Source organism: Caballeronia sp. INML3B (assembly GCF_023631305.1).
Taxonomy (GTDB): domain Bacteria; phylum Pseudomonadota; class Gammaproteobacteria; order Burkholderiales; family Burkholderiaceae; genus Caballeronia; species Caballeronia turbans.
The window spans coordinates 1-11,959 of the sequence record NZ_JALQDI010000062.1; the positions used below are offsets into that span (position 1 = coordinate 1).

General features: G+C 62.6%; 8 protein-coding genes and 2 pseudogenes. 2 read left to right on the plus strand and 8 right to left on the minus strand.

The features are described from left to right. Positions 1-136: 136 nt before the first annotated feature. The 3 genes from NCS58_RS27245 to NCS58_RS27255 form a co-directional block, all read right to left on the minus strand. Positions 137-994: a PA4780 family RIO1-like protein kinase gene (locus tag NCS58_RS27245; RefSeq protein ID WP_250478033.1), complete on the minus strand. Its 858-nt coding sequence runs from the start codon at positions 992-994 to the stop codon at positions 137-139. A gap of 351 nt (positions 995-1,345) precedes the next feature. After that, positions 1,346-2,296, minus strand: a complete 951-nt coding sequence (locus NCS58_RS27250; RefSeq protein ID WP_061121632.1) for a LysR substrate-binding domain-containing protein — start codon at positions 2,294-2,296, stop codon at positions 1,346-1,348. A gap of 25 nt (positions 2,297-2,321) precedes the next feature. Continuing rightward, positions 2,322-3,650, minus strand: a complete 1,329-nt coding sequence (locus NCS58_RS27255) for an MFS transporter (protein WP_061121631.1) — start codon at positions 3,648-3,650, stop codon at positions 2,322-2,324. Positions 3,651-3,910: 260 nt separating this feature from the next. Here NCS58_RS27255 and NCS58_RS27260 point away from each other — a divergent pair, with 260 nt between their 5' ends. Further along, on the plus strand, positions 3,911-4,729 hold the full coding sequence (locus NCS58_RS27260) for a class II aldolase/adducin family protein (RefSeq protein ID WP_061121630.1): 819 nt from the start codon (positions 3,911-3,913) through the stop codon (positions 4,727-4,729). Positions 4,730-4,896: 167 nt separating this feature from the next. On the opposite strand, the pseudogene NCS58_RS27265 reads toward NCS58_RS27260, so the two are convergent. The 3 genes and pseudogenes from NCS58_RS27265 to NCS58_RS27275 all read right to left on the minus strand — a co-directional run. Continuing rightward, positions 4,897-5,127, minus strand: a pseudogene (locus NCS58_RS27265) (D-amino-acid oxidase); the annotation flags it as partial. 125 nt (positions 5,128-5,252) lie between these two features. Continuing rightward, positions 5,253-7,145 carry a S41 family peptidase gene (locus NCS58_RS27270; RefSeq protein WP_061121628.1) on the minus strand — a complete coding sequence of 631 codons (1,893 nt, stop codon included), beginning with the start codon at positions 7,143-7,145 and terminating at the stop codon, positions 5,253-5,255. Between the two features lie 15 nt (positions 7,146-7,160). Continuing rightward, positions 7,161-8,693, minus strand: a complete 1,533-nt coding sequence (locus NCS58_RS27275) for a hypothetical protein (protein ID WP_250478019.1) — start codon at positions 8,691-8,693, stop codon at positions 7,161-7,163. Between the two features lie 178 nt (positions 8,694-8,871). Here NCS58_RS27275 and NCS58_RS27280 point away from each other — a divergent pair, with 178 nt between their 5' ends. Next, complete coding sequence (locus tag NCS58_RS27280) at positions 8,872-10,167, plus strand: chloride channel protein (RefSeq protein ID WP_061121627.1); 1,296 nt, start codon at positions 8,872-8,874, stop codon at positions 10,165-10,167. A 134-nt stretch (positions 10,168-10,301) separates the two neighbouring features. On the opposite strand, the pseudogene NCS58_RS27285 reads toward NCS58_RS27280, so the two are convergent. Together NCS58_RS27285 and NCS58_RS27290 are read right to left on the minus strand one after the other, a co-directional pair. Beyond that, positions 10,302-10,835 (minus strand): annotated as a pseudogene (locus NCS58_RS27285) (hypothetical protein); the annotation flags it as partial. Between the two features lie 313 nt (positions 10,836-11,148). Continuing rightward, on the minus strand, positions 11,149-11,499 hold the full coding sequence (locus NCS58_RS27290; protein ID WP_086961622.1) for a response regulator transcription factor: 351 nt from the start codon (positions 11,497-11,499) through the stop codon (positions 11,149-11,151). Positions 11,500-11,959 lie beyond the last annotated feature (460 nt).

The following is an 11,959-nucleotide window of genomic DNA, read 5'->3' on the forward strand; positions in this document are numbered from 1 at the left end:
TTATTCGACGCCTGCCGACATGCGCGGCGGCACGCACATTTCTGCGGCCGATGGCAGGCATCGAATAAACCTTAACGAGCGGCGACGTCCTCGAAGACCTTCACTTTCGGGCGATCTTCGGGGACATCAAGTACGGTTACCGGCCTGCGCTCAGTTCCTCCTGCCGCCGCACTCGCGCATCTTCCTCAAGACGTGTCGCTTCGAGTTCCTGCAGAACGCCGTCGAGGTCCACAGGACGCGTGTCGGCTTCGATGCGACCGGTCAGTTCGGCCTCGACATGCAGCCGCCCTGCCTCGAAAAGCGCCCAGATCTCCGTCCCATAACTCGCGGTGAGTATTTGCGGTGCAAACCGTCCGAAGTACGCGGCCAGGTTGTCGACGTCTCGCTTGAGCATGGAGGCAGCTTCGTTGTTTCCGGATGCGTCGACGGCCTGCGGCAGATCAATGATCACCGGCCCGTCTGCTGCCAGGAGGATGTTGTATTCCGACAGGTCGCCGTGAATTACGCCCGCGCAGAGCATGCGGACAACCTGGTTCAGCAGCAACGCGTGCAGTTCGAGGGCGCGGGCTTCGGTCAGCTCGACGTCGTTGAGCCGTGGTGCGACGTCACCCACCTCGTCGATCACCAACTCCATCAGCAACACGCCGTCGGTACAAATATAGGGTTGCGGCACGCGCACACCTGCGTTGGCGAGCCGGAACAGCGCGTCCACTTCAGCGTTCTGCCATGACGCTTCCTGCATCTGACGGCCGTAGCGCGTACCTTTTTCCATCGCCCGCAACTGCCGGCTGTTCTTGACCTTGCGACCGTCCCGATACGACGCTGCTTGCCGAAAACTGCGTTGCTTCGCGTCCTTGTAGACCTTGGCGCAACGCGTCGATTCGCCGCAGCGCACGACATAGACTGTCGCCTCCTTGCCGCTCATCAACTGGCCGATGACTTCGTCGATAAATCCTTCTTCGAGAAGCGGCGCAAGCCGTTTGGGCATTTTCATACGATCGTCGCCCGCGGTTCGTGAAACGTGCATTCCACGCGCGTGGATCGTGAATGGCCCGCTAAGGTATGCGAGACCAACAAACCGATGAATCGAGAAGCTGTTGCCGGCGGCCGTAAGCTTTCTACGTGGGAGATGGGTGGAGTCATGCCGGATTATACGGGTGGTCGAGGACGCGCAGGCGAATATCTCCCGGCGACTGCGTAGATGCATTGAGCCGCCTCCAGACAGCTCCCGGCTTGGCACGACAGGCAGCACGCGACCCGTAAGCGACGTTCGCCTCGCAGCCCCTGAGCGTCCGCTTTCTGGTCGAGTACGGCCTATCGAACACCATCGCATGTAGCCCAAGCGTCAAGCGGGGGGAGTTCGCAAACGCCCGTTCTCTTCGCTACATGCAAGTATCACGCGGTATCGCAGCATCTCATCTTCCAGCCACGATGCGAAGGTAGCGAACGGTGCACAGTCGCGCCTCTGTTCTGGAAACATGAGATAGGTCTTCTGCGCATTAATCGCGGCATATCCGCCGATTCGGATCAGTTGGCCGGAAGCAAGTTCCTGTTCGATCAGAACGCGTGGCAGGAGTGCGACCCCAAGTCCCGCGACCGCCGCGCGGATAGCCATGATAAAGAAGTCGAAGAAATGATCGCTACCATCGCGCGCATGTTCAGCCCTTTCCGGTGCGACCGTTTCACTCCACGTCATCCATGCAGCAGGCAAATCGCGCGTGTGGATCCACGGCATGGAAGCGATATCGCAATCGGCATAGTGCTCCGTAAGGGAAGGCGACGCTACCATCCACACTCTATCGTCGGCTAGCAGCACCTTGCTCGCGAGTCCAGGCAACGGCGATTGCTCGAAGTGAATCGCCGCGTCAAAGTTCAGATCCTGAAAGTAGGTCGGTTGATCACGGCCCGTCAGCCGCACCTGAATGTTCGGATGTGCGCAATGAAATCCCGGCAGCCGCGGCACGAGCCATTGAGCGCCGAAGGTCACGCCGACCGCGACGCGCAGCGTCGAACGCTCCCGGTTCGCGACCAGATGCCGGGTGTCTCGGCGAATCTGTTCAAGATTCACCCGTATGCGATGGGCATAGTCGGCGCCGGCATCGGTGAGCACCAGCCTTTGGCTTACGCGCCGGAACAACTCTACGCCGAGACTCGCTTCAAGTTCGTTGACTTTTTTGCAGATGGCGCCGTGCGTCTGTTGCAACTCGGCGGCGGCTTTCGAAAAGCTCTGATGACGCGCCGACGCCTCGAACGCCTGCAATGCCGTCAGGCTGGGAATTCCTCGACGCAATGACACGGGCGGATCTCCATGGAAATTCCGCTCATTTTAGCGCCATGCCTGCGGACGGCACGCGGCGTCGTTCGGGGTCGAGTGCGATCGCTAGCGCGGAGCCGACCGTCATCGCCACGGCGATTGCTATGAATGCGAGCTGGAATGTGCCGGTCGTATCGCGCACCCAGCCGATGAAGTACGGCATCATAAAACCGGACGACACGCCGATGCTCGTGATGAGTGCGATGCCGGCCGCCGCCGCTCGGTCGGTAAGGATACGACTTGGCAATTGCCAGAAAGTGCTGATGCTGCAGAAGCACGCAGAGGTGCCAATCGCGAGCACCGCGACCGTTGCCAGCGGTGACGACAGATATAGTGCGCTCGCGAGCGTCATGGCCGAAAGCATCATCGGCCCTGCGACGTACAGCGCGTGAATACGCTTGTGACTTACGATGCGCCCCCAAACGATCACGCTCACCACTGCTACCGCAAACGGCGCAGACGTGATGAGGCCAATCTGCGTTAGTGAGAGTTGCGAGCCTCCCTTGAAGGTCTTGACTACTTGCGGCAAGAAATAGAGCAGCCCAATGATGCCCGAGTTTATACCGAAGTAAACAATTCCTAGTCCCCACACCTTGAAGTTCGTTAGCGCGCTCCGCGCGTTCCCCGGCTGAATGGCGACCGCCGCGGCTTGTTCTTCGTGTGCGAGCGTCGTGCGAATAGTGTGGCGATCTTCGTCAGACAGACCACGCCAGTCGTGCGGGCCATCGGGCAGGTAGAACCATGCGATCACACCGAGGATGATGGCCGGCAAGCCTTCGAGAAGGATCATCGCGCGCCAGCCGGTTACGCCAAAGACGTTTGCGTGATCCATGATCCAGGTGGAGACCGGCGCGCCGATCATCCCGGTAAGCGGAATCGACATCGTGAAGAGCGACATCATCCAGACACGGTTGCGCGAGGGCATCCACAGTGTGAGGTAGTAGACCATGCCGGGATACAGTCCCGCTTCGAACGCGCCGAGCATAAAGCGCGCAACATAGAGCCATTGAGCGTTCGGCACGAAGCTCGTGAGCGAGGAGAGCAGCCCCCAACTCACGAGTATGCGCGTCATCCAGCGACGCGCCCCGTAGCGATGCATGCACAGGTTGCTCGGCACCTCGCACAGGATATAGCCGAGAAAGAAAAGGCTCGCAGAAAGCCCGTATTGCGCGACCGTCAACCCGAGTTCGGCGTTCATCGTCAACGCCGCATAGCCGACGTTGGCTCGGTCGAGTTGATTGGCGACGTACATTAGCACCATCAGCGGCGCGAGGCGCCACACAATGCGCTTCATCAATTGTGGCGGCAAGGTGCTCTTGAAGTCTGGGGTCTGCATATCAGGTGTCCAGTGCTAGCGTCACGTGCATTTAGCACCGGCCGAATTTCCGTGACAATTCACGAAAAGTATCTCTCCTGTGACGCTTTGGCATGACCTCCTGCCGAGCCTTGTGTCGCGGGCCGTCCGGCACCCCGCTTGACGAAAGCTCACACGACAGTGAGCAAATCGCCATGGACGGCCCGAGTACTGGCGCGACACAATGAGAATCCTGAGGGCTACAGATTCTTTCCCATTACTTTCATTTCCGAAGGTGCCGTATGTGCCTGGCTGACTCGAACGACCACCAAATCCCTACTCCGATCGGTGGCCCGCTTCCAGTGCCCCGTGAGTTTGCCGGCCTGGAGGACGAACGCAGCCATCGCAAGCTTAAGCTCGCGGCGGCCTTCCGTTTGCTCTCGCGCTTTGGACTGACGGAGGGGATCGCTGGGCATGTGACGGTGCGCGATCCCGAGCATCACGACCGGTACTGGGTCAACCAGTACGCGCAGCACTTTTCCACGATTCATCCGGACGACCTCATATGCATCGACGACGCGGGTGTTGTGCATCATGGTACTGGCCCCGTCAATGCGGCGGCGGTCGCGATCCACTGCGGCCTACATCGTGTGAATCATTCGGCAATGGCGGCTGTGCACACCCACACAACTTACGGACGCGCATTTGCGGCACGTGAACGGTTGCTCGCGCCGATCAATCAGGAAGCTTGTTTGTTCTTTGAGAACCACGTTGTCTTCCGCGGAGATATTGTCGTCCTCGCCGCTGACGAGGGTGCGCGCATTGCGCGGACGATGGGCACTTGCAAGGCCGCGATTTTGCTGAACCACGGCTTTCTTACGGTGGGGACCAGTGTGGATTCCGCAGTGTACCGCTTTATTTCGATGGAGCGATGCGCACAAGTTCAGTTGCTCGCCGAGGCAGCCGGCGCGCTCGCTCCCCTCAGCGCCGAGGAAGCACGCGCGACACGCCGACATCTGGCGTCGGACTATGTTGCCTGGTTAGCGTTTCAGGGCTTGTACCGGCAGATACTGCGCGACCACAAAGACTTGCGAGATTATGCGAAGACTTTGCCACAGTAACCAACTGAGCAAAAGTGTCGTCACCGTCGGACGTGAGACAGTCAACAGGCCACGTAGCTAGCGCTGACACATCAGAGAGACTTGGCCAGCGTGCCCTAATCCTGCCCGGGATGCCTCACAGTAATCGGCGTGTCATCGAACACGCTGCTGTCCAGAACGGCATCAGGCTTCGGATAGAGTTCCACGCGCCCATAGCCGGGGACCGCGATCGTATAGCCGCCGTCCAACCTTCGCCTCAGTGCGAAGTTAGGCCCAGAGAAACAGCCTTCGATGACGCCGGGCGCCTCAGCGGTCCGCAGCGCCGTTCCGATCACGTTGATGGCGGGCAGGTCGATGTCATGATGCTGGCAGAACAACGCGCTCCAGGCGCCTGCCGCGAGGACAACAGTGTCCGCTGCTTTCGACTGGACTCCCGTTATCTGCGCCCACTGGACGGTGCGCAATGGATCACTGTCAGCAAGTGAAATCTGGGCGCAAGCGTGATTGCGTCAAATTGCAACCCGCGCTGCGACACATCCACCCCTCACGCCAGCGCAACCCGGCGACGCTGAACCACCGCTCCCGCCTTGCGGCACACCACTTCGAGCCGCTCCCCGGCCGCGGGACGCGGCAGCTTTAAAACCCCATCCCCGATCACTCGCGCCGCATCGAGCGGCCTGCCGTCCACATAAAGTTCAAGCTCGTCGAGCCCGGCCGTCGTCACCGTGAGTTCCGACTTGCCGAGCGTCACGCGAAGGCTCGAATACGGTGCGCCCGCCAGAAACCGCGCGCACCAGTCGATGAGATCGGCGTTGCCGTCGAGCACGTCGCGCCGGGTCATCGCATACGGAATGCCGGCGATGCCGAGGTCTTCGATCGGCACGCCGGCCGCATCGCCGGCACGCACCGCGCGGCGAAATGCCATCGTGAAGCTCACGCCGTCGGGCAGTCGCGGCAGTGCGAAGTCCGTTCCGTCCAGTGCATCGGTCAGGTCATGGCTCGTCCACACGTTCGCGCCGCCCGCGCCGGTCGCCTGGCCCACGCACACGAGCGGCCCGATTTCGTTGTCCACGAAGCCCGCGCAGAAGAGGTCGCCGGACGAGTACGTGTTGGCATCGGCGACGCACACGACCGGCCCGCCATAACGCTGACCGACGTCATCGCACCAGGACGGATCGGTGATCGGCAGCGCCTGCGAGTATCCCTCGCCGGTCGAGATCGCCGATTCGAGCGACGCGATCCACGGTTCGAGCTCCATGCGGTTGAACGCGCTCTTCGCCATCGCGCGCGTCAAGGGCGTGGCAACGAGGCTGAAGCGCGTCGGCTGCACCTTGTTCGGCGTGAAGAGTTGCAAAAGGCGCTCCGCCGCCCAGATCAGGCCGCCAGGATTGCCGCGCACATCGACGATGAGGCCCGTGTCGGGCAACTGTCCGACGAGGCGCGTGACCTCATCAACGAAGGCTTCGTGATCTTCGACATCGAAGCTCCAGATGCGTAGATAGGCGACATCGCCGAGCACTTTGCTCGGGAACGTGCGCGCGGAAAGCGCGTCGGGAAAGCGGGTCTTGATCCAGCCGGCGTCGCGCGCCATCACCGCGCGCAGATGCTCGGCGTTCCATTCCTTGCCCGAGAACATCAGCTTTTTCGCGCGCCGGACCTGTTCCGCCGCCGGATTCACCGCGACGCGCCGCGCGGTATGCGCGCCGGGCCGCACGCCGGTCGCGGGGCGGCCCGGCCAGACGATGCGCCACGGTATGCGCACTTCGCGCCGCGCCCTCGCCGGACCATCGCGAAAACCGATGTCGACCCACATCTCGTCGGGCGGCGGACCGTATTGCAGCGAGCGGAACGTCAGCGATTCGAGCGCGCGCGCGAGCCGCGCATCGGGGCGTCCGCCCGTTTCGCGATCGGCATGGATCGCGACGGCGCGCTCGAACGGTATGCCGTTCCAGGTATCGAGCAGCACGCCCGGCTTGAACGAGGGGTCCTTGATGAGCTTGCTGTGCCCGACTTTCGTGACGAGAAACGAAGGCTCGTCCGTCGAGCCGAACTGTTCGACCAGAAAGGGCAGTTGCGCGACCGCGCCGGCGAGCGACGCCGGGCCGGCATAGAGCGTGTGCGCATCGCGCAGATCGACGACGATTCCCGTCACGATCATATGGAACTCGGCTTCGCTCATGTCGGCGGCGTGCGTGCGCAGCAGTTCTAGCGCCTGCACGGGATCGTTGGCGTAACCCGCGCGCTTCTGATGCAGATGACAGTACGCCCCGGCGATGACCGTCAGAAGCGCATCGACGATGACTTCGCGATCGGCGGCATCGAGCTGATCGCCGGATGCTGCCGGACGCCGCGCGTGAGTCGTCTTCACGAGACCCGCGCGCTCGGCGAGCAGCACGCCCATCTGCGCCTTCAATAACGATGATGTTCTCGTGGCCATGATTCGCTCGCGATGTCACGCATAGAACTTTTCGAGGCCATCGAGCAGGCCGCCGTGGAAGCCGCGTCCGACGAGCGAGGCGAAGAAGGCCGCGTCGTGTGCGAGCGGCTGGATCGGCGGCACGACGATCTCGCCGAGATTCTTCGGCAGCCCGCCGATAGGCAGCTTGCCGAGCGGCATGTCGAGCGCGAGCCGCAGACGAGGCGCTTCGCCCGCCATGCGCGCTGCCGCCGCCGCATTACCGGCGGCATCGATTTCCTTTTTCGGATCGGCGCGGACCTGTTCCAGGCGCGTCAGCACTTGCGCGAAACTCCACGGCTCGGAAGCATTGTCGAGTTTCGTCATCGACAGGACGCGCTTCGTTCCGGCGATTTTCAGTTCGGACGGAAACGTGGCCTTCGCGGCCTTCATGAGCTTCGCATTCCCGTAGCGCGCGCGTGCGCCGATGACCACCAGTTGCACGTCATTCTCGGTGGCGGCGAGCACGGTCGCGAACGGATCGGCGGAAGCCTTGGCCGCGATGACGACCACATCGCCGAGCGCATTCAGCTCAAGGCGTCCGGCCTGCACGTTCCAGGGACCGGCGATCGCGTCGCCGGGTTCGCAGGTGATCATGCGCACGAGATCGAAGGGCGTGAGGTTCCATCGCTCGCGTTTGCTCACCAGCGCGGCGACCTTGATTTCACCGAGCACATTGCGCGTGCCCGATGGCCCCCAGTCGGACCCGACGCACACGCGGATCTTTCTCGCCAGCGCGGACGGCACGCTGGTCGTGCTGCCATAGAGCCAGAGGTTCGAGAACGGCGACCAGACGACCGTGCCGGGATCGGTCCATGCATCGTAATCGCCGGGATTGAGCGCATTCGTGTGAATGGCGACGAAATCCTTCTGCAGGCAGCCGCACTTGCGCGCGCTCTGATACTCGTTGGCGGCGATGGAGCTCACCTGCCCTTCGGCGCAGTGATAGATGAAGCCCGCGCCCGCTTTCATCTGCGCGGATCGTTTCGCGAGGACTTCGGGCTTGACCGTCAATGTGGAGGCTAGCACGCGGTTCGACGAGATGGTTCCGCCGAAGGTCTCATCCTCGACGTTGCGCACCATCCAGCCGTCGAGCGGCCGGTTCTTCGGCGGCGAGCCCTGAATGCTCGTCGTGCCGCCGATGAGCGCGCGCACTTCGGCGTAGGCGAGCGACGCTTCGGGAGCGGCGGTGAGAAGCGCGTAAGCGGGCCAGGTGATGTCGCTTGCATAGGTGCTGGCGGACGGCCACGAGTCGTGATGCAGGAACGGTGTCGTGCGGCCGGGCTGGGTCCAGAGCGGCAGCGTCGCGTAGGCGAGATGGCTGTGAAGATCGACGAAACCGGGCAGCACGAGATCATCGCCCACATCGACGACGGCCGCTTTGTCGAAGCCGCTGCGCGGACCGGCTGCGTTGCCGCGCGTGACGCGCTCGATGCGCCCGTCGTCGCCGATCCACACCTTGCCGGCAAACGTACTCTTCTCGGACGTTCGCGCAAGCGGAACGATGCGGCCGGAAATCACCAGACTCACGCTGCCTCCCGGATATTTTTCGATACCTTATTGTCCCGAGGATAGTGGGCGTTTGCGCATTTCCCAAGAAGATTTCGGGCATCGAAATAAAGCCGTGCATATCTATAATCGATGCATCCGGCGAGGCGCGCGAAATTCAGCCGCGCTACCCTACGCCTTTTTCTGCGAGGTCAGCGCGATGCCGTCATCGACACCGACCGTGAAGCTCATCGTCGTCACCACGCTCGTCGGGCTGGGTGCGGGGCTCGGCGGCATGCTGCTCGCGTTGCTGCTGCACGAAATCCAGCACGTCGCGTTCGGCTACAGCCTCGATGCGCTCACTGGCGGCGAAAGCTTTCTCGTCGGCATCTCGGCCGCGTCGCCGCTGCGCCGTTTCATCGTGCTGACGCTGTGCGGCGTGATCGCGGGCGTCGGCTGGTGGTGTGTGCATCGCTTCGGCAAACCGCTCGTCAGCATCCGCCAGGCCGTCGATTCCGACGATCCGCGCATGCCGCCCGGTAGCACGATCGCGCATGCGCTCCTGCAGATCGTCACCGTGGCGATGGGCTCGCCGCTCGGCCGGGAAGTCGCGCCGCGCGAAATCGGCTCGCTGTGGGCAGGCTGGCTCGCGCACTACGCGAGGCTCACGCCCGCGCAGTCGCGCATCATGGTTGCGTGCGGCGCGGGCGCAGGACTCGCCGCCGTCTATAACGTGCCGCTCGGCGGCGCGGTCTTCGTGCTCGAAGTGCTGCTCTGCACGTTCGATGGCGTCATCGTCGCGGCGGCCTTCACCACCTCCGCAATCGGCGCGATCGTCGCGTGGATCGGGCTCGGCGACGGACATCAGTACCATCTGCCCGCCTTTGCGCTCGATGCACAGATGATCGTCTGGGCGATCGTCATGGGACCGGTGTTCGGCGTGGCCGCGTGGTGCTTCATGACGCTCGCGGGCGCCGCGCGCAAGCACGCGCCGCGCGGCAATGCGCTGCCTGCGCTGGCGGTCCTGAACTTCGCGCTGATCGGCGTGCTCGTCATCTATTTCCCGCAACTCGCGGGCAATGGCCGAGGCCCCGCCGGTCTTTCGTTCGACGATTCGCTCGGCTTCGCGCTCGCCGGCGTGCTGCTGATCCTGAAGGTGACAATCGAAGTCAGTTCGCTGCGCGCGGGCGCGCAAGGCGGCCTGCTCACGCCGAGCCTGACCAACGGCGCGTTGCTCGGCGTGGTCCTTGGCAGCGTGTGGAACGGCATCTGGCCCGGCACGCCGCTCGGCGCGTTCGCGGTGATCGGCGCGGCGGCGTTCCTCGGCCCGGCCATGCAGATGCCGCTGACGGCGCTCGTGCTGATGATCGAGTTCACGCGCTTCAATCACGACTTCCTGATCCCGACGGCGCTGGCCATGGCGGGCGCGTCGCTCGCGTATCGCGCGCTCGCGCGCTCGCGCATCGAACGTCCGTCGACCGCACCTGAACAGACGCTGCGGCGTCTCACCGATTGAGCGCCCGAACATCGCGACGAAGCTGCTGCTCTCACAGTCAAGCTGGTCCGCGACGTATCAGCGGTGATGGCGCCGGCCTCGACGGCCGCATTGAGCGCGAGGATATTGGTCTGAAACGCGATGCCTTCGATCACGCCGATGATGTCGGCCATGTGCGACAAAGCCTGCGCGATGCTCCGCATGGTCGCCACCACATTATTGACCGTGTCGCCGCCCTGAGTCGCGTCGCCGAATGCTTTCGTCGCCGCGTGCGTGCCCTCGGCGGCGTTGTCGGCATTCTTCGCGACGGTGCTCGCGAGTTCTTCCATGCTCGCCGCCGTCTCTTCGTTTCTTCGAGCGATGCGGCCTGCGACTCCGTGCGCTTCGACAGATCGACGGTGCCTTGCGCGATCTCGCTGGCCGCTTCGGCGATCGCCACGCTCGATGACTGAATGCCGAGAACGATCGTGTTCAGACGCGCGCGCGATCGTTTTGAGCGAGACCATCAGGCTGTCGGGGGGTGGCACGCCGATCTTTCGTTTCTTGCTCGCTCGGCACGCATAAACACAGCTGTCCGCGTGCCGTGCCGCCCGGCCCCCGACCGGATTCGCCGACATGCGCGCTGCGTGTGACGAGTTGCTGATCGCGCGGCAGCCGCCAAAGGCTGAGAGCGAGGCGACGGAGAACATAACGCGAGCGCCTGTGATTCCGTTTAAGAATTCTCCGGTAGCGGGCCTGTCGTTGGCTTAAATCGCTAAGCCTCCGGAACGGCTCGCTGCGGCGTACATAGGCACGATGTTCGTGTCACGACTGATCGCACCTGAGCGCGTTGGTATGCTCCAATCATTCCCACTCTGATGCCGACCAACTGAAACCAAAAGCGACCAGACAAGCCCTATATTCATTGGGAGTTCGTGAAAGATGTACGTGGTGGAGAGCTTACATCAAGCATTTCGGACTGCGAAGATGCGAATCCGCAGGATCGCGTCGCGCATACCAATCTTACAGAAGGTTTCGTCCAATGCGTTGTAGGCAATCGGCGACCGCGTATCCATCGACAGGCTTACTGAGAAAACACACGGCGCCTGCGTCGAGCGCCTGACGCCGGGCGTCGTCCGAAGCGAATGCTGTAATAAAAATCAGTGGCAAGCCCGGCTTTAACTCGCGCACCCGTCGTTGAAGTTGCAGGCCGGACATGCCGGGCATGTGAAGATCGGTGACGATGCACGCAAGGCCTTCGAGCGAGTCACCGCTGAGAAACGATTCCGCCGACGGATAGAGGCTGACCTCCCAGCCCAGCGAGCGCAAGAGGCTTGAGGAGGCGACGCGGACAGACTCGTCGTCATCGATCACTGAAACTCTGGATGGCGATAACAAGGACGTTTTCCTCGACGGTGTGTGTGATTGGCGGCACTCGTAGTGGTCCCGCTCCGATGAGGACGAGCTTACGCGGGCGAAGCCGTCCGCGAAAGCATATTAAGGTATAGCGCTGAAGCGACCCAGCTCGTGACCAACTACGCGCGCAGCGCTTCCCTGTCTCGTCGGGCGCTCTCACTTTCAGTCACGAACGTCGCGAACAGTCGAGACGAACCTCAACTCGCGCGTCGGACCTTGATTGTCGACGCATTTACGCAGAGGTGAGCATTCACTCTACCCTTTCCCAGTCAGGGAGAAGTCGGTCAATACAGACCCTGGTCGCGGCGAAACTACGTGCAATGGGCTGACGGAATTCATTTCTGGCTAACGTCTGCGTGGGATCCCCCAGATTGGCTCAGCACTCAAATCAGTGCAGCGGGACGTGGCATAGGTGGAG